The sequence below is a fragment of the Kiloniella antarctica genome (assembly GCF_042682825.1).
Taxonomy (GTDB): domain Bacteria; phylum Pseudomonadota; class Alphaproteobacteria; order Kiloniellales; family Kiloniellaceae; genus Kiloniella; species Kiloniella antarctica.
The window spans coordinates 154773-173577 of sequence record NZ_JBHUII010000003.1 but is presented as its reverse complement, the minus strand read 5'-3'; the positions used below and the strand labels follow the sequence as shown (position 1 = coordinate 173577).

The following is an 18805-nucleotide window of genomic DNA, read 5'->3' as shown; positions in this document are numbered from 1 at the left end:
GGCCTTATGGCCTTATGGTTCTTTAGCTTACAAAAAGGTTCTTACGATTTCCGGACACCGATATTCAGAATAATTTTTATATTCATTGTCACCCCCTCTGCCGTGAAAGGCTAACGATATATTTTCCAAACATCATTCATAAAACTCATGACATTGACGCCGCTAAATTATAGACTACACACCCGTTACAATTTTTAAAAACTTGAGCGATTATCCTGTGATATACCGTTACGTGCCCTCCCTTACCGCGCTTAGAACATTCGAATCCTCAGCACGTCACATGAGCTTTACGAAAGCCGCTGAAGAACTAAATGTCACCCAAAGTGCCGTCAGTCGTCAAATTCGCCAGCTAGAAGAAGAACTCGGGATTAGACTTTTTGAAAGAGTTCGACAAAGGTTGGTACTGACAGAGGCCGGAGCCAGTTATGTTCAGGAGGTTCGAAAAGGGCTCGACCAGCTCAAAGCAGCCACCCTTAATCTTCTGGCTTACCAAGGTGTCGGCGGTGAGTTACTTCTAGCTTGCCTACCAACTTTTGGCAGTCGCTGGCTCATACCTCGTCTGGGGCGATTTACTTCTCAGCACCCCGAGATCAATGTTAACTTGGTGACACGGATCGAGGCTTTTAATTTTGAGAGCGAAGACATCGACGCAGCAATCTATTTTGGTGATAGCAACTGGCCAGGGACAATTTCAGACAAATTAATGGGCGAAGAAATGATCCCGGTCTGTAGCCCCAATTTATTTAATGATCGACAGGAAATAAAAACACCCGAAGACCTGCGTCACCATACTCTTTTACAGCTAAGGTCCAGACCCTATGCTTGGCAAGAGTGGTTAAAAAGTAAAAACACTCACGACATTAATCCCGCCGCGGGGCCGAAATTCGAACAGTTTCATATGATTATAAATGCCGCGCTCACTGGATTGGGCGTCGCCCTCCTCCCAGCTTTTCTAATCAAGGAAGAACTAAGTAAGGGCTTATTAGTGCAGCTATTTGATGACAGTGTACGTGGTAAAAATGCTTATTATCTCGTCTACCCAGAAAACAAACGCGGGCTGCCAAGACTGCAAACTTTTCGGCGTTGGCTGCTAAGAGAAGCATCTTGGCATGAGGTAAAGTGAGTTCTAAACCACAACCTTCAGCAGCATCCAAATATACAAAGGCATTGGAACAAGAACCCATATTAGGCTGATCGTTAGTGCTTTAATGAGTAATTTATCAATATCTAATACCATAATTAACTCCTATTTTTTCATATACTTGAAAGATTATTCAAACTAACTAAGTTACCAAATCGAATATGTAGACGGCAGTTCCGACATAGACGATGCTGATCCCAGTAAAGATTGCCCACTTCGCATTTGTTATGAAAAATCGAGTCAAGGGGTCGCGCCTTGGAAAAGCTGCCTTAATACCTTCTTTAATGAAGCCATTTATCATTAGAATGTAATTTACAAACCACAAAACCGTTAATATCTCAGCTGTGACAACAACATATTCCATGATTGTTTTCCTTATCCCATTATCTTCAAATTCCATAAGATGTATTTTATATACTTCTTATGGAATTTTCAATATATATTCTCTTTTTAAGCAGGACACAATGTCGCAGCAGCTTATTTAAAATAATTTTGGATACAGACTTTAACCTTGACGACGCCCCGTTGCTGGAATGGAATAACGCCAAAGCCTTTCTCAGTTGCACAGAAGCATCCACATGAAATACCTGTACGATAGCACCGCCTTTGCGCCTTCAACGGTTGCCGCCAGTTATTGGCGTAATACTGCATCCGCAATCGACGACTTTACAGAACTATCGTCAGATGATCACTGTGACATCGCAATAATAGGTAGTGGTTACACAGGAATGATGACCGCATATCACCTTGCAACACGCTATGGAATGGATGTCAAAATCATAGAGGCTGCACAACCTGGGTGGGGAGCATCAGGGCGAAACGGTGGATTTTGTTGCATGGGAGCCGCAAAGCTGAGTTATCAACAGATGATAAAGCGGTACGGACTTGAGGAAGCAAAGTCTTTTGTGAACACACAAAAGGCATCAGTTTCTTTTGTTAAGTCCTTCCTCACAGATCACAATATCGACGCCGATGTCACCGGCGAGGGTGAAGTATCGCTGGCCCACAGAGCCAATCGCATTAAAGAGTTGCAAGAAGAAAAGTCTTTCATGAAGGCAACCTTCGATCATGACACCACCCTGCTCACCCCCAATGATCTATCTACGATGGGGCTGGCCGGAAATTTTCATGGCGGCCTGCACAACCCAACGGGTTTTGGTCTGCACCCTTTAAAGTATGCCAGGGGCTTGGCTGAAATTCTCCGAAAGGCAAGCATCACGATCTTTGGAAATAGCCCCGTACTTGAATGGTCGCGCCAAGGAAACAAACACCTTCTTCGTTCAGAAAAAGGAACGCTGAAAGCCAAACAAGTCGTCATGGCAACCAACGGATATACTCCTGATGACCTTTCCGAAAGCGCATCGGGTAAATTACTGCCAGCCCTTTCATCCGTACTTGTAACCCGCCCCTTAACCGATCAGGAGAGATCACAACAGGGATGGACCAATACCACCCCCGTTTACGATACCCGCATTCTCTTACATTACTTTCGCTTGCTTCCAGATGGCCGATTTCTTTTTGGTGGTCGCGGCGGAACGGATGCCTCGCCAACAGGAAAAACCCGTGCTGAGAAAACATTAAGGCACGATTTTGAAAAACTTTTCCCCAAGTGGGCACCAATTAATCATACTCATTTTTGGCAAGGGTTTGTCTGTTTAGCCAATAACTTAGTCCCATACGTCGGCCCTATAAACAAAGATCGGACCGCCTGGGCCTCCCTCGCATATCACGGCAACGGTGTTGCCATGTCGAGCTGGGCAGGCCAAGCACTCGCAGACGAAATTGCGGGAAAAGACAAAAAATCAAAGCTAACGACTGTATTATCAAGGCCTTATACAAATTTTCCACTGCCATCTTTACGCCTGCTATACTTAAAAGCCGCCTATAACTATTATCACGTCAAAGATGAATGGTTCTAACTCTATAAGACCATTTCTATTGTTAAAATTATTTACCAAAGTTTCCATCAGAGTTCTTTCCATGCCCTATCCAGATACCTTTTATACCCGCTCAGCAATCAAACACACCAACTATCCTACTCTTACGACAACAGTCGAGACAGATGTTTGCATCATTGGTGCCGGGCTAGCAGGGCTAAGCTGCGCCTTAGAGTTACTCAACAAAGGTAAATCTGTTGTTCTACTGGAATCTCAAAAAATTGCTTGGGGAGCGTCTGGACGCAATGGCGGTTTTGTTTCTTCAGGCTTTGCAGGTGGTCAGGATATCGTCGAAAATCGCTTAGGATTACAATCAGCCAAAAAAGTTTTCGACCTCTCTCTTGAAGGCATAGAGATGGTTAGAAGCAATATTACTGAACTAAACCTGAAGGACGTAAATCCTTCTCCCGGAATGCTCTCTGTCATTCGCTATAACGATCCAGATGGTATGAAACGTTATTGCGACAAAATGGCCAATAGCTACGACCACCACATAGATTTTCTTTCTCAAAAAGACGTCAAAGCTCATTTCCAAACTGAACGTTATTACCAGGGTAACTTTGACAGCAAAGCCTTTCATTTCCATCCACTAAATTATTGTCTTGGCCTGGCAGAGAAAATTCATGCGAGAGGCGGGCATCTTTTTGAAAACTCTGAAGCTATATCTATGGAACTTGAAGCACCCATTAAGAAGATCAAAACACCCCAAGGTCGTGTTAAAGCTAAAGACATCGTTTTCTGTGGCGGCGGGTATGCTGGAAATGTCTTTGACAAAGTAAGAAGATCACTTTTACCGATTTCTACTTATGTTGTTGTAACCGAAAAACTCGGTAATCAGCTTCATGATCTTATAAAAACAAAGGCCGCCATTCTAGATGATCGTTTGGCGTCAGATTATTATCGAATTGTTGACCAGGATCGCCTTCTTTGGGGAGGTCGAATTACAACAAGAACAAGCGAACCCAAACAGCTGGCCCAACTTTTAAAACAAGACATGGTTAATGTTTATCCTGAACTTCAAGATGTTAAGGTAGAAATGGCCTGGTCAGGTCAAATGGCCTATGCCCGACATAAAATGCCATATATCGGCGCGGTAAAGCCTGGCGTATGGGCCTGCACAGCTTTTGGTGGTCATGGCATGAATACTGCTCCGATAGGCGGTCGCCTGATATCAGAGGCCATTACCCAACAATCTGATCGCTACAAAATTTTCAAAGCATTTGATTTTCAGTGGAATGGTGGTTTTCTCGGCCCTCTTGCTGCTCAAAGTGTGTATTTGAGTATGAAAGCCGTCGACTGGTGGCGGGAGACACGTTCTCGTAACGCTTAACTTACAACCAAATATTCAACTTCGGCGGCCTCTAGCGCTGCCTTCAACATTGCGGGAGGTTCTTGATCTGTCACAAGCAAATCCATTTCATCAAGATTTGCTATATGAATAATACCCTTACGCTCAAATTTTGTATGGTCAACAGCCACAATAACACGTTCAGAGCGCTTCATAACCTCCTGACAAAATTCTTTTTCACTCAACCTAAAATCCATCAACCCTTCAGCAGTGACTGCACCAATTGAAAAAACAGCCGTTTTTACACGAAAACTTTTGATGAATTCAATAGCTGTCGGACCAACCGATGCAGCATCATCTGTCCGCAGTAGCCCCCCAGCCATATACACCTCATTACCAACACCGCTCACCAGGGTTCTTGAAATTTCAGCTGAATTTGTCAGAATAACCAAACCACTGTGATCACATAAAGCCCGAGCAACATAATTTGTTGTCGATCCTGGGTGCAAAAAAACAGTTTCATCATTTTCAATCAACCGCGATACCGCCGTAGCAATAAGAACTTTTGCGTCCATATTTTCTTGCATTCGCAAATGGAATGGTGGCTCTTTAACATCATCCGGCATGGTGACCTTACCATGAGTTTTGATAACCAATCCATCGGCAACAAGAATTTTTATGTCTCGCCGTATCGTTTCTTCAGAAACAGAAAGAGACGTCGCGATTTCTGATACAGCGCAGGTGCCTTTTAATCGTATGGCACGTAAAATTTCTTGCTGACGAGAAGAAGCAGACATATCAAACCCCAAGAGAGAACACACCCCATCTTATGGGACTATTAAGCATTCAAATCAAGAATTTTAAATGCATTCCCACAAATATCCCAACAAACCCGTGGTAACAACATTTAACCTTCAAATAAATTCCTTATAAGGATCAAGTATCCGTCACAGAGTTTTCTATATCCGAAACAGACGGCAACTCTTTAATCCTGATATCTTGTTGAGGAAACGGGATCTCAATACCATTTTCTCGTAACTGCTTGAGAATGGAAAACCTGAGATCACTCGCAACACGAACACACTCTTCAACATCGCGTAAAAACACCCGAAGTTCAAAGTCAAGAGAGCTGGCCCCAAACCCCATAAGAAGTACATAGGGAGGTGGACGAGAAATAACGGAAGGATGCTTTTGCGCAATCCCAACCAAAAGATCCCGAACTTGCTCTTCATTGCTATCGTAAGAAACGCCGATCATAACCGTGACCCGACCCGTCTTGTTTTTATGGGTCCAGTTCTTCATCGTTCCTGAGATCAGGTCAGAATTAGGTATAATTACAGATGCCCGATCAAAGGTTTCTATTTCGGTAGCACGGACATTGATTTTTTTAACATAACCTTCCTCGGCCCCAACAACGACCCAATCCCCTTGTTTGATCGGGCGCTCAAATATCAATATAAGCCCGGAGACAAAGTTGTTAACGATCGACTGTAAACCAAAACCAATTCCCACCGATAAGGCACCTGCGATGATCGCAATATTTGAGAGATCAAGCCCTGCCGCAGACACCCCAACTAACACGGCTAGAGCAAGCCCCGCATAACCAACTGAAGCCTTAATCGCAGTACGTACACCAGAATCAAGCTTGGTTTTAGGAAGTAACCTTTCATCCAAGATATTTGCAAAAACCTTGGTAAGCGCAAGCATGCCAATAAAAAGAAGTACCGCAACGGCAATGTCGATCAAAGATATGCGTACCTCACCGATCTTAAACCCGGTAATCGCAGCTTGAATTATACTTAGAAGACGCTGCCCACTCATTCCCCAAATTAAAAATGTGCCAATAACACCAAAAATGACAAGAAGACATCCTACTGAAAAGACAATCCAAAAGGCCAACCGCCCAGCCCCATCGTCATCCAGTTTAAGAGTATTGCGTAAACTACGACCGATTTCGGCATCACCGGATAATTCGTAACGGGCGACCTCATGTATTAAAACATGTGCTGACAACAACATAAGAAATAAACCAAGTGTTGCGACCATATTAAAAATTGCAAAGTGCGCCAAGGGAATAAAACCAATGATACCTGCAGCAATCATCACCACCATAAAGATAACAATGGATTTACGAAATCTTGACCAAAGGGCAGAAACTCGAACCAATTCAACAGGCATGTCCCCTGAGAATTTCCAAAGTTTTTTTCTATGTAACAAGATCACGAGAACGGCCATCGACGTTGCTGTAAAGAAATGTCCAATTAAGTGCTGGCTAACGGACGCTTGTGCAACGGTTCCAATGACACCAAAAAATAAATCAATAGAGAAAAATAGAGCAATAACAATAACAATACCTCTTATCTGAACTGCCGCAGTATCAGACATTGGTAAAACACGCCATTCAGGCCTTTCTGGGAATAGCGTCGCCTTTGTAATTGTTTCAGCGATGATTAAAAAAGAAGCCCCTCTAATAATTGCCCACAAGGCCTCTTCAACTGCAACCTCAAGAAAACCTCCCCAAAGAAAAGTGACCGTTGCGAGGGCAAGAATAGAGAATGAAATTAAAGACCGCCGTATTGCCCGCAAAAAAGCTGCAACGACACGTTTGTGATAATCAGGGTTGATAACGTCTTCCTCAACGCCATAGCGTCGTTTTAGAACCCCTAGGCAAAACAAAATTGCAAATAAACCAACAATAACAACGCCCCAAACTGGGATGATTTGTTCTAATTCAATGTGTAAGCCAATGGTCTCAAACTCATCTTCGACCTGATTGCTAAACTTCCCCCATGCCGTACCTGTTACCTTAAAGGATTCTCGCCACAAGCTCCTCGATATTGGTACGGGTCCTCGAGATAGGACTTCCTCTAGAAACTGTTGCCTTTCAATCTTCGAAAGCCGAGAAAGTAATTCTTCGACCCTTGGTGCAATTAATTCCGCCTGTTTTATTTGGCCACTAATACGAGAAAGTTCACCTTTGAGGTTTTGCCGAATGGTAATAATTTGCTCAATTTCAGACGCTCTGTCCGCTGAAGGTTCCGGGCCTAAGCCTTTTACCTCTCTGAGAATTTGATTTTCAATTGGATTTAACCGGGTCACATATCTTTGAGCCTGGCTTCGAATATTTTCCAAACTCGATCTCATATTCTCGAAATCTCGTTTCCCAAGATTTTGACGCGCTAGATCTTGGGACGTTTCATAAATCACCAATTCCCACGAGGATAGTGCCTGATCAAAATCGAGATCGAGATCAATCCGCGCAAAAGAAGGAAAGCAAGCACTGGTAACCAGCAAAAAAGAGACAACGGCCAAGAGCTTTCGTCTGCTACAACTAACCAGTTTATACATATTCCCCCCTCACTAAAAATTAGAAAGAACTATAACACAATTCGTTTAATCTCGTAATCCTATGAAACCACTATAAAATTTAACGAAAAAGTGTTTTACTCCCATTCGATTAAACTCACCTTTTATGAGCATTGTAATACTAACGCCTCACTCTATTCATTAATGGCTCTCATTTATCAATACAAAAACCTTCCCAGAATTAATTGTCTTTTAATTGACCTATTTTTGTAGTTATAGTTTCATATGAAGGCTATAATTGGTTCAAATGAACCCGGATCACGGGTCTAACTATTTTTTAGGTTTTTTCCACAGGGAGAATTACAATGCTGAAACGTACCCTTACGGCTATCGGCGCGTTATCGTGCCTAGCCACAATCAATGTGGCAAATGCCGCGACCGAAGTTCAATGGTGGCATGCCATGGGCGGTCGACTTGGTGAAGTTGTTGATGAAATCGCTGTAAAATACAATGAAAGCCAAAGTGAGTATACACTCGTACCAACCTACAAAGGTGGCTACGAAGATACCATGACCGCAGGTATTGCCGCTTTCCGTGCCAAACAACAACCTCACATTCTTCAAATATTTGATGCTGGTGCAGCAACCATCATCAACGCAAAAGGTGCAACCGTTGCCGTTGCGGACCTGATGGCCGAACATGGATCAGGCTTTAACAAAGAAGATTACCTCCCCGGGGTGCGTAACTTTTATGCAGATTCTGATGGGAAAATGATCGGCATGCCGTTCAACTCTTCCACACCATTACTCTATTACAACAAAGATGCTTTTGACAAAGCTGGCATTGCAAATCCACCAAAAACCTGGGAAGAGTTTGAAGAGATTGCACCCAAGCTGAAAGAAGCTGGTTATATTGCTCTTGCACAGAGCCATAGCCCTTGGATTTTCACTGAAAACTTCCACAGTCGTCACAATCTTCAAATGGCAACAGCTAACAATGGTTATGACAGCACAGACGTAAAAATCATGTACAATAATCCAGAGTTAAAAATGCACTGGGGAAAAGTAAAATCATGGTTAGATAAAGGCTGGTACGGTTTCTACGGCCGCGCTTGGGGCGATAACCAAGACGCTTTTGTTCAGCAAAAAACAGCCATGTGGCTGGGCTCTTCGGGCTCCTTCGGTGGCCTCACAAAAAGCGCTTCATTCAAATTCGGCGGCTCCTTTCTTCCCTATTGGAAGTCAATTGTTGATGAGCCAAAAGGCACCTTCATTGGTGGGGCAGCCCTCTTTGCTATGGCTGGCCATGAAGATGAAGAGTACAAAGGCGTTGCCGATTTCATGAAGTTTCTAACTAGCCCTGAAATGCAATTCTTCTGGCACAAAGAAACTGGATATGTTCCGATTACTAACGCCGCATACGATCTTGCCAAGTCTTCTGGCTACTACGAGACAACACCTGATGCTGAGATCGGCATTCTTCAGTTGAACCAGCCTGCTGGTGATTGGACTAAAGGGTATCGTCTTGGTTATTACGTTCAAATCCGCGAAGTTCTTTATAAACACTTCGACGATATTTTCGCTGGAAAATCTTCCGTCGATGAAGCTTTCTCTAAAATTGAAGAAGAAAGTAATGATTTGCTAGAGCGCTTCAACGCGACCTACAACTAAATGATTTATGGGCGGTGGCTGACTGGTCATCGCCCATAATTTTTACGACACTTTAGAAGAATACGGAGCGCGGTTTCGACCATGAAACGAGTTCAATTTAGCCACAGCCCGATACCTTATCTGTTCATCGCTCCGCAAATTATTATTATTTGTATATTTTTCCTATGGCCTGCCGCTCAGGCCATTTATCAGTCATTCTTGCTTGAAGATGCTTTTGGCTTATCTTCGCAATTTGTCTGGTTCAAAAATTATGAAGATACAATTTTTAAAGATTCCTGGCTTCAATCTGCTGGGTTTACGATTGTTTTCTCATTTTTAGTTACGTTCCTCTCTCTTGCACTCGCCATGTTACTGGCCGTTAAAGCCAACGAGGTCATACAAGGTGCGCGTACTTACAAAACCCTGCTTATGTGGGCTTACGCCATTGCACCTCCGGTCGCCGGGTTAATGGGGAACCTAATGTTTAATCCCCTTATAGGTGACTTATATTACTTCCTGAATGCTATGGGTTGGGACTTTAACCACAAGCTCAATTCATTTGATGCTGGGTTTGTCGTCGTTCTTATTGCTGTCTGGAAACAAGTCAGTGTGAACTTTATTTTCTTCCTCTCTGGTTTGCAGAGCATTCCAAAATCTGTAATTGAAGCCGCAACAATCGACTGTAAAAGTAATTTCAGACGATTTTGGACAATGACATTTCCACTCCTTGCTCCAACGACATTTTTCCTTGTTGTCATCAATATTACTTATGCCTTTTTTGAAACTTTCGGAATTATCGACACCACAACAGGTGGCGCACCGGGAGGATCAACCAGTACTCTGGTTTATAAGGTCTTTACAGATGGCTTCAGAGGCAACGATCTCGGGGGATCATCCGCTCAATCTGTCGTTCTCATGCTTATGGTTCTAGCACTCACTATTGTGCAGTTCCGTTTAATTGAACGCAAAGTTCATTACTAGGAGGGGAAAGATGTTTAAAACAACTTGGCATACAATTTCCGGACACCTGATCCTTATCCTTGGTGCTCTTTTTATGACGGCTCCAGTTTGGGTTGCCTTTATGTCTTCTACCCACTCAGCAGAGACCCTTTTCAGGGAAGGCCTTCAGGCCTGGCCCGGCGGACACTTTTTCAGCAATTATAACGAAGTACTCTTTGAAGAAGGTGGCGTGATGAAAAGGGTCACCGCCAGTATGATGCTTTGGAACAGCCTAACTCTGGGTATAGGCTTTGCAATAGGTAAAGTTGTCATTTCTATGCTCGCGGCCTATGCCATTGTTTACTTTAGATTTAGATTGGCAGCCCCTCTTTTTTGGGTCATCTTCATGACACTTCTTCTGCCGCTAGAAGTCAGAATTATTCCGTCATACGAAGTTGTTGCTGGCATGGGGTTACTTGATACTCACACCGGATTAATTTTACCACTTATCGCATCAGCAACAGGCACCTTTTATTTCCGTCAATTCTACAAGTCAGTCCCAGATGAACTTCTGGAAGCGGCACGTTTGGATGGCGCCAATGCATGGCGATTTTTCATAGATATTCTGGTCCCGATTTCCAAGACTATGATTGCAGCTATTTTAATCATTATGTTTGTCGTGGGTTGGAACCAGTATCTGTGGCCTCTGATCATGACAACTCAAGAAGATAATTACACCTTGGTAATTGGTATTAAGCAAATTTATCAAGTGTTGTCAGAAGGCGGAGAACTGCCCCAATTCCAAAAAGCATACGCACTTACCATTCTAGCCACACTACCACCGGTTATCGTTGTGTTGGTTTTTCAGAGCTGGTTTGTCAAAGGTTTGGTAGAAAGTGAAAAGTAATGGCCAAAGTTAAACTTACAAACGTAAATAAAACATACGCAAACGGTGCTCATGCGGTTCGCGGTGTTAACATGGATATTGCCGATGGTGAATTTATCGTATTCGTTGGCCCAAGTGGCTGTGGGAAGTCAACGTTGTTGCGTATGGTTGCGGGGCTCGAAACAGTAAGTGAAGGTGACATCTTTATAGATGATGAACGCATCAATGATGTCTCTCCTGCCGAACGTAACGTCGCAATGGTTTTTCAGAACTACGCCCTCTACCCTCATATGTCCGTCCGTGGAAATATGTCCTATGGTTTAAAAAACAGAGGCGATTCCAAAGAAGAAATCGATAGAAAAGTAGTCGCAGCAGCAACAACCCTCCATATCGAAAGCTTCCTTGATCGCCAGCCAAACCAACTCTCTGGCGGACAACGTCAGCGCGTTGCCATGGGGCGAGCAATTGTCAGAAACCCCAAAGTTTTCTTATTTGATGAACCATTGAGTAATCTGGATGCAAAGCTTCGTGTTCAGATGCGCATTGAGATTAAAAAACTACAACGTAAAATGGGTGTTACAAGTATCTATGTTACTCATGACCAAACAGAGGCTATGACACTTGCGGATCGTCTCGCGGTTATCAATAACGGTCAAATAGAACAAATGGGCAAACCCATCGAGCTCTACAAGGATCCCAAAACTTTATTTGTAGCCAGCTTTATAGGCTCGCCTCAGATAAACCTTATCCCTGCTAAGTTTGATGGAAAGGTGCTGAAAAGCGGTTCATTGGAGTTCAAAGGTTTTGATAATCTTCCGGTTGGTGAAAATCTAGTATTGGGTATCCGTCCGGAACATCTGCGCATAAATGACAAGGGCTCGCTTAGTCTCAGTATTGATCTGGTCGAACAGCACGGCGCGGACAATCTCATTTATGGCACCTTGGTTAGCGCCACGACAGAAGATGGCCTAGACCTTGAGATCTGCCTCCGGCTCAATCAAACGCAAGAACCAAAGATCGGAGAAACACTTACTCTTGAGTACGATCAGGCAAGCGTGATGATATTCAATAGCGACAGCGGTCACCGTCTCGTTTGACCCCCCTTAGCAATAGAGTTTGATGCTAATATTTGGTCTGAGGTATAGATCCACAACAATTTGGAATTCTAATCCTCAGACCAAAACGACCCTGCCAATTATGATTTTACATTTATCTAAATAACACGATCAAAAATCGAATAAATAATTACGTTCTGAATTTAAAAACACCCCGAGCAACAGCATACACATACCACTAATAATGGAACTTGGCATGACCATGCGTTTGAGTGAAAGACAGAACAAAATCCTAGAGTGGACAAGCAGAGAAGATACGCTCAGCATTGATGACCTTTCTCAGCATTTTCAACTAAGTACACAAACCATACGCAAAGATATCAATTCTTTGTGCGAGATTGGTTTGCTCCGACGCGTTCATGGCGGTGTTTGTTTACCTTCGGCGATTGAGAACCTGTCCTTCAACACTCGACAGATCATGAATGCAGGAAATAAAGAGCAAATTGGTATTACTGTTGCAAAACAAATCCCTGATGGCTCGACCATATTTCTTGGTATAGGAACAACTGTTGGCTCAGTCGCTCAAGCACTCGTGCATCATCAGGATCTAAGAGTATTAACCAACAACCTCAATGTCGCGGCTATCCTATGCAACAATAATCGTATTGATACACACGTTTCGGGTGGAAAATTACGCCAAAGCGATCACGATCTAATTGGTGTTGAAACTATCCGGTTTTTTTCATCATTCAAGGCAGATTTCGCCATTGTCGGGACAGGTGGACTTGATCCTTCTTATGGCATGATGGATTTCAAGCCTGATGAAGCCTATGTAACACAATCTATTTTGGAAAATAGTCGAAGTAAAATTTTAGTAGCAGATAATACAAAATGGAATCGTCAAGCCAACGTAAAGGTTGCAACTTTTAGCGAACTTGACTTGATGGTTACAGATCATCTCCCTAGCAATACGATTAAAATGCAGTTGGAAATGAATGAACTTCAGGTAATAGAGTGCAGATAATTACCTGATAAGGTTTAGAGTTTTATATGGCACCACCAATCACGAGAAAAGACTCAAGAATCTATAATCATATTAAGAACCTATCTCCCTTCGTATGATTGAAATTACATGAAAGGGCCCGCCTAAAATGACAGGCCCTTTCATGAAAAGTGGAAAGCTTCGATAGAGATCAGGAGTTTTCAACTAGACCGACCCGGCGACCATCCGGATCATTAAACAAGCCAATCTTTGACCCACCTGGTATTTCAAAGGCTTCCAAAATTACAGTTCCACCTTTTTCGACAGCTTTTTTCAACGTCTCCTCAATACTTGGTACTTCAACGTAAAAAGTCAGATGGCTACCAGTATCAAGCATATCGTCACCGATGCCTCCTTTAATCCCGGAATCATCACTCTCGGTATCTACCATCCCGTAATTTAAAGGATTATCTGCGTCAATTTTCCAATCAAATAAATCCCTATAAAATTCTTGTGCTTTCTCAGAATCATCGGAAATAATTTCAAAATAAACAACGGGACATCCCATAATACATTCCTTCAAATATGTTTATGTCATTAAGGTTAGGTATTCAAATTCCATAAAACTATATCCTCTTCGCCATGCAAGCCCAGACCAAAAAATTTATCTGGAAGCCCTGATGGATCGAGAAATAAAATTACATCTGGAATTTGGTTGCTTGTGGACTGCTGTTCCATAATTGGACCACCGAAGATAACGATTTTTTCAATAAATCATCTCCAATGTTAGTCAGATTAATCCGTACACCTGATGGTGCTGACACGGGGTCGACCGCAAACAATTCAGAAGGCGACACTCGCACTCCCCGTTGGCCCAGGGTTTCAGCAAACTCTTCCGCTTTCCATGCCCCCGATAAAGGTATCCAAAGATGTGAAGTTGCTTCATTAAACCGATAAGGCATGCCAACAAGAGCGATATTTGCCTGACGCAGGAGATTGGCCGTAATCGTCGTGCGTTGTTTCTCAAGCTCAGAAGCTGTACCGTCTTTGATCCAGTGACATGCAACCTCAGCCATCAAAGGTGGCGCCATCCAACTTGTAGTTTGGCTTGCAGCAAGAAACTGGGACAACAACCCGTCGGGCGGCATCAATGTCCCCACACGTAAACCTGGAGATATTGTTTTTGAAAGACTGCTGATATAAACGGTTCGCTCGGGATTATAAGCCGCTATTGGCTTAAAGTCAGAGCTTGATGGGCGGGGATTAACATCGTCTTCTATGACGAAAAAACCATAGCGGTCCGCCATATTTGCAATCTCGGCAATGCGTTTTTCTGACATAGTTGCCGTGGTCGGATTGTGTGCAAACGGCATACAATAAAGTGCTTTGACAGAATGTCGAAGGCAGGCTTGCTCTACGGATTCAGGAACCAACCCGCCCTCATCAAGCGATACAGGGACAAGGTTTATACCAAAGAACCGCGCATAATTTTTAATTCCAGGATAAGAAAGCTCTTCAACAAGAACGGTATCACCCGGAGAAGTCAACGCCCCCAGAGCCGCAGTTAACGCCTGTTGTGCACCCCCGGTAATAATGATCCGGGCGGGATCGGCTTTAAAGCCGCGACCATCAAGCCACTCACACAAGATCTCTCTATGGCGTAACAAACCCTGGCTTTGCCCGTACTCCAACATGCCATCGAGGTTACTGTCTTTACTGATTTCCATCAGGGAACGTCGCAACTGAGCTTCGAGGTTAATAAAAGGCGGAGCATTTCGGCTTAAATCTACGGCCCCTGTTTCATCCAAAATTTCGCGAATGTGTTGTGACTTTTCAGTGCTAGAGCGGACAAAACTGCCCCGGCCCGTTTGTTTGACCAAAAGTCCCCTTTGTTCGGCGAGATCATAAGCCCGCAAAACAGTCCCGACAGTAACGCCGAGTTCATCAGCAAGATCACGCATCGGCGGAAGCTTTTGGCCTTCAGACAGACGCCCTTCTTCTATGTCCAACGCAAGACATTCACTGATAGCACGGTATACAGATAAATTTGGATCTAGATTATGTGGAATCCACATTGTTACCCCAACAATGTTTTTATTGACTACACTGATAATAAGAACATTATTCTAACAATAACGGCAACCATAAATATTGTTACCATAACAATTCGAGGCAAACATGACTGTCCTGAGCATAAATTTAAACAAAGTCGCCCTGCTCCGTAATCAACGGAATATCGATTATCCAAGTGTCACAGGAATGGCCCGAATTGCTCTTCAAGCTGGTGTTGGCGGCATCACAGTGCATCCCCGACCAGATGAACGCCATTGTCGTAAGTCTGACGTTTATGAACTCTCGGAGATGCTTGCCAAAGAGTACTCCGCACCAATCGAGTTCAATATCGAAGGCAACCCGACTGAAGACTTTATGGCGCTTGTGGCTGAGACCAGACCACAACAAGTCACATTGGTCCCTGATGATCCCGATCAAAACACCTCTGACCACGGGTGGGACATTCTGGGTAACAAGGAACGATTGACCGAGATCATTGAACGTCTTCATGCCCAAAGTGCCCGCGTATCTGTATTTATTGATCATGAGCCAGAGATCGCACTTGCTGCGGCCGAAATCGGTGCTGACAGGGTTGAGCTTTATACCGGACCTTATTTTGAATGTTATTTCAGAGACGACCGCGAACAGGTTCTCTCCCAATATAAAAATACCGCCATCGCAGCACGGGATGCTGGTCTCGGCGTTAATGCGGGCCACGATTTAAACCTCGATAACCTCGCCCACTTCCTGCAAGCAATTCCCTGGACTGATGAAGTCTCTATCGGTCATGCCTTGACCGCGGATGCACTGATCTATGGTATGGACGGCGCTATCAAAGCCTATCTTGCTGAAATTGCCAAAAAGTAGGATTTCGAGAACTCTTATAGTTGCTTTTGTACAAGAGAGGCATCCCTTGATAAGATTGTCTTTCTTGAGCAACAATCCAGGAAAACCTGAAACGTGCAGATGCCCCACTACCCTTTACCGCCAGCCGTAGAGCTTTGTTATAAAAACTATCCCGAACGGGTACGCGGTAAACTGTTATCCTTGCGTGATCTGATTTTGGAAACGGCAGGGCTTACAGAGGGCGTTGGAAAAATAGAAGAAGCGCTTAAGTGGGGCCAACCGAGTTTCCTCACACCGGAAACAAAAAGCGGTTCAACCATTCGTATCGACCAGACCAAAGCAGACAACGGCCAGTATGCGATCTACTTCCACTGCCAAACCAATCTTGTCGATCGTTTTCGGGAACTTTACCCGCAAGAGATGACCTATGGCGGAAATCGCAGCATTATTTTTGATCAGGATGATGAAGTCCCAACTGCCGCACTACAACACTGCATCGCCATGGCCCTAACCTACCACTTAAATAAGTAATAATCAGCTACAGATACTTTGTAATTTCTTTAAATTCACTCAGGGCATCCGAATTATTTTCGGCCCCATCGCTTTTTCCAAGACAGTGGTCAATGTGGTCATGAATAAGCACCCGTTTCGCCTGCACAACGGCCTTTTCAACCGCATAAAGTTGCTGCGCTACATCCACACAAGAGTGCCCGTTCTCCAGCATATCCATAATCTTATGCATATGCCCATGCGCCCGCTTCAAGCGGTTTAAAACCTGTTTGTGGGAAGTGTGAGCTTCATCCATGTTTATTCCAGTACAAGCCGTTTATCTAAAATGAAGTTCTGTTTCTAAAAATAGACTGTAGATAAAAAACGAAAAGCCGAAAAGCAAAGCTTTCCGGCTTTTCTCAAATACTGAATTCGACACCATTTAATCGAAGACGGATGCGATTTCACCCGAAGAAACACCTTCTTTGCTTTGACGCAAATTATTGTAAGTGACCGCTCCAATAATCAAGTAAATTAATGTGCTAATCGCTTGGATAACAGAATCGACTAATACGCCAACAATGGTCATCCCCATACCAATAAATATGAGAGAGATTTCTTGACTGAGGAAACCAAGTCCAACTCCAATAATAATCATTATTATAAACAAACCCAAAATAGCCCAACGATTACCTTTTGTAAGCTCTGCACTCCGACCAAGGCTCTTAAAAACACCAGGGTTCTCAACAACGACGACAGGTATTACCACAAACAAATGCAAAACCACGATTAGGCCTGGGATAATAACAAAAAATAATCCCGTCAAGATGAATATATAAGAGTTTATACCAGCTAAAACTACTGGAATAAGAACCGAAATACTTTTTGATAGACACTCACCGATACGAATTGAACGGCCCGTAAGCTCCAAAAAAACACCGTAGGTAACAGCAGCTGAGGACGCTAAAGATAATATAATTGACGGGACAAGCATCCAAAGTATTTGAGATCCATGATCTTCAAACAACAATTCAGGATTTTCCAAACCGGTTAAATACATTCCCGATGTACTCATCCAAATAATAATGGGTACTTGAAAAATAAGTACTAATGTTAGTAAGGGAAAAAATCTCCGAAATAACACTTTGAAAGATTTACTTAGTGTATCGCCAATACGAAAATCATTCCCGAGATTCTCATCAATAATCGTCATAACTCCCCCTCAAAAACCTATATAAACAAATATTTTTTCATATAACAAAGACCGAACTACGAATAAAGGACAGGTCATATCTACTTGCCGCCTGGCTTGAGACATTAATCCGGCGGTCCTAATTTCCATTAACAATCTTCACAAACATTAGAGGCCGAAAAATACAATTTTCCGGCCTCTAAATTAGTTATAGCGTCAAGTTACACTATTCGAATACAGACACGATTTGGTCTGTGGAGATGCCTTCTTTTGCCGCCCGCAAATTATTGTAAGTGACAGCATAGAGCACAGGTCCTATTGCCGTGTAAAATATCTGGAAAGCTAAAGAGACAATAAGACCAACAATTTCCATTCCCATTGCTGCTAAAATTCCAGCGATAAGAGAGCCAACAAGACTTACAACAATGACAATAACCATAAAGATTAGCAAAATACCAAAAAGAGCCCAACGGTTGCCTTTTGTAAGTTCTGCACTACGCCCCAAACTTGCAAAAACTCCAGGATTTTCGATAACAACAACTGGTATCGTCACCATTAAAATCATAAAAATGATGACGCCAGGTATAAAAAAGACCATCATCCCCAAGAAACTAAGAACGGCCACCACAATACCAGCTAAAATGGTTGGAACCGCAACGGTAAGACCGTGAGAAAACGATCCTGAAAAACTTACAGGCTTCCCAGTTAAATCTTGAAAAACACCGTGGGTGATTGCTGCTGCCGATACAAAATAGAAAACAAAAGTCAAAATAACAGCAAGTAAAGCTATGATACCTAGAGCGGTACCCACCCCATCAATACTATTACCATAAGACAGAACATCCGTGAACAAAACCAATACCAGTATTGGTGCTGCGATAATTAAAACCAGCAAATTAAAAGGTATAAAATTCCGGAAATACACCGAAAAAACCTTACTTAGCGTATCGCCAATACGAAAATCGTTTCCGACATTCTCATCAATGGTAGTCATGTTTCCCCCCTCGAGAAATATAACAATAATTAAAACACTTTTTACGAGA

At 43.2% G+C, this 18805-nt stretch carries 18 protein-coding genes; 10 read left to right on the top strand and 8 right to left on the bottom strand.

Annotation, left to right across the window (positions count from 1 at the left end; all coding sequences use genetic code 11):
- Window positions 1-217: 217 nt before the first annotated feature.
- Window positions 218-1123 (top strand): transcriptional regulator GcvA, encoded by a 906-nt coding sequence (gcvA, locus tag ACFSKO_RS06835; protein WP_380249803.1) that lies wholly within the window; start codon window positions 218-220, stop codon window positions 1121-1123.
- Window positions 1124-1283: 160 nt separating this feature from the next.
- On the opposite strand, the gene ACFSKO_RS06830 is transcribed toward gcvA, so the two are convergent.
- Window positions 1284-1505 (bottom strand): hypothetical protein, encoded by a 222-nt coding sequence (locus ACFSKO_RS06830; RefSeq protein ID WP_380249801.1) that lies wholly within the window; start codon window positions 1503-1505, stop codon window positions 1284-1286.
- 214 nt (window positions 1506-1719) lie between these two features.
- Here ACFSKO_RS06830 and ACFSKO_RS06825 point away from each other — a divergent pair, with 214 nt between their 5' ends.
- Together ACFSKO_RS06825 and ACFSKO_RS06820 are read left to right on the top strand one after the other, a co-directional pair.
- Window positions 1720-3060 (top strand): NAD(P)/FAD-dependent oxidoreductase, encoded by a 1341-nt coding sequence (locus tag ACFSKO_RS06825; RefSeq protein ID WP_380249799.1) that lies wholly within the window; start codon window positions 1720-1722, stop codon window positions 3058-3060.
- 61 nt (window positions 3061-3121) lie between these two features.
- On the top strand, window positions 3122-4408 hold the full coding sequence (locus ACFSKO_RS06820; RefSeq protein ID WP_380249797.1) for an NAD(P)/FAD-dependent oxidoreductase: 1287 nt from the start codon (window positions 3122-3124) through the stop codon (window positions 4406-4408).
- On the opposite strand, the gene ACFSKO_RS06815 is transcribed toward ACFSKO_RS06820, so the two are convergent.
- Entirely contained in the window at window positions 4405-5163 is a 759-nt protein-coding gene (locus ACFSKO_RS06815) for a DeoR/GlpR family DNA-binding transcription regulator (RefSeq protein ID WP_380249795.1), read from the bottom strand. The genes ACFSKO_RS06820 and ACFSKO_RS06815 overlap by 4 nt on opposite strands.
- A 139-nt stretch (window positions 5164-5302) precedes the next feature.
- Window positions 5303-7714 (bottom strand): DUF3772 domain-containing protein, encoded by a 2412-nt coding sequence (locus tag ACFSKO_RS06810; RefSeq protein WP_380249793.1) that lies wholly within the window; start codon window positions 7712-7714, stop codon window positions 5303-5305.
- Window positions 7715-8037: 323 nt separating this feature from the next.
- On the opposite strand from ACFSKO_RS06810, the gene ACFSKO_RS06805 reads away from it, so the two are divergent.
- The 5 genes from ACFSKO_RS06805 (at window position 8038) to ACFSKO_RS06785 (ending at window position 13225) form a co-directional block, all read left to right on the top strand.
- Window positions 8038-9342, top strand: a complete 1305-nt coding sequence (locus ACFSKO_RS06805) for an extracellular solute-binding protein (RefSeq protein WP_380249791.1) — start codon at window positions 8038-8040, stop codon at window positions 9340-9342.
- 81 nt (window positions 9343-9423) lie between these two features.
- The gene (locus tag ACFSKO_RS06800; RefSeq protein WP_380249789.1) at window positions 9424-10302 is read left to right on the top strand and encodes an ABC transporter permease subunit; all 879 of its coding nucleotides are present in this window, start codon (window positions 9424-9426) and stop codon (window positions 10300-10302) included.
- 10 nt (window positions 10303-10312) lie between these two features.
- Window positions 10313-11167, top strand: coding sequence for a sn-glycerol-3-phosphate ABC transporter permease UgpE (gene ugpE / locus ACFSKO_RS06795; RefSeq protein ID WP_380249787.1), 855 nt, complete (start codon window positions 10313-10315; stop codon window positions 11165-11167).
- The gene (gene ugpC, locus ACFSKO_RS06790; protein WP_380249785.1) at window positions 11167-12243 is read left to right on the top strand and encodes a sn-glycerol-3-phosphate ABC transporter ATP-binding protein UgpC; all 1077 of its coding nucleotides are present in this window, start codon (window positions 11167-11169) and stop codon (window positions 12241-12243) included. Before ugpE ends, ugpC begins: the two co-directional genes overlap by 1 nt.
- A 214-nt stretch (window positions 12244-12457) precedes the next feature.
- Window positions 12458-13225, top strand: coding sequence for a DeoR/GlpR family DNA-binding transcription regulator (locus ACFSKO_RS06785; protein ID WP_380249783.1), 768 nt, complete (start codon window positions 12458-12460; stop codon window positions 13223-13225).
- Window positions 13226-13394: 169 nt separating this feature from the next.
- On the opposite strand, the gene ACFSKO_RS06780 is transcribed toward ACFSKO_RS06785, so the two are convergent.
- The gene (locus ACFSKO_RS06780) at window positions 13395-13751 is read right to left on the bottom strand and encodes a VOC family protein (protein ID WP_380249781.1); all 357 of its coding nucleotides are present in this window, start codon (window positions 13749-13751) and stop codon (window positions 13395-13397) included.
- A gap of 130 nt (window positions 13752-13881) precedes the next feature.
- Window positions 13882-15258 (bottom strand): aminotransferase-like domain-containing protein, encoded by a 1377-nt coding sequence (locus tag ACFSKO_RS06775; protein ID WP_380249779.1) that lies wholly within the window; start codon window positions 15256-15258, stop codon window positions 13882-13884.
- Between the two features lie 103 nt (window positions 15259-15361).
- Between ACFSKO_RS06775 and ACFSKO_RS06770 the strand changes: the two genes are divergently transcribed.
- Both ACFSKO_RS06770 and ACFSKO_RS06765 read left to right on the top strand, forming a co-directional pair.
- Entirely contained in the window at window positions 15362-16102 is a 741-nt protein-coding gene (locus ACFSKO_RS06770; RefSeq protein ID WP_380249777.1) for a pyridoxine 5'-phosphate synthase, read from the top strand.
- A gap of 99 nt (window positions 16103-16201) precedes the next feature.
- A complete protein-coding gene (locus ACFSKO_RS06765; RefSeq protein WP_380249858.1) occupies window positions 16202-16612 on the top strand; it encodes a DUF1801 domain-containing protein in 411 nt (136 codons plus the stop codon).
- Between the two features lie 7 nt (window positions 16613-16619).
- On the opposite strand, the gene ACFSKO_RS06760 is transcribed toward ACFSKO_RS06765, so the two are convergent.
- The 3 genes from ACFSKO_RS06760 to ACFSKO_RS06750 all read right to left on the bottom strand — a co-directional run bounded on the left by ACFSKO_RS06760 (window position 16620) and on the right by ACFSKO_RS06750 (window position 18756).
- A complete protein-coding gene (locus tag ACFSKO_RS06760) occupies window positions 16620-16886 on the bottom strand; it encodes a metal-sensing transcriptional repressor (RefSeq protein ID WP_380249775.1) in 267 nt (88 codons plus the stop codon).
- Window positions 16887-17012: 126 nt separating this feature from the next.
- On the bottom strand, window positions 17013-17783 hold the full coding sequence (locus ACFSKO_RS06755) for a DUF7847 domain-containing protein (RefSeq protein WP_380249773.1): 771 nt from the start codon (window positions 17781-17783) through the stop codon (window positions 17013-17015).
- 205 nt (window positions 17784-17988) lie between these two features.
- The gene (locus ACFSKO_RS06750) at window positions 17989-18756 is read right to left on the bottom strand and encodes a hypothetical protein (RefSeq protein ID WP_380249771.1); all 768 of its coding nucleotides are present in this window, start codon (window positions 18754-18756) and stop codon (window positions 17989-17991) included.
- Window positions 18757-18805 lie beyond the last annotated feature (49 nt).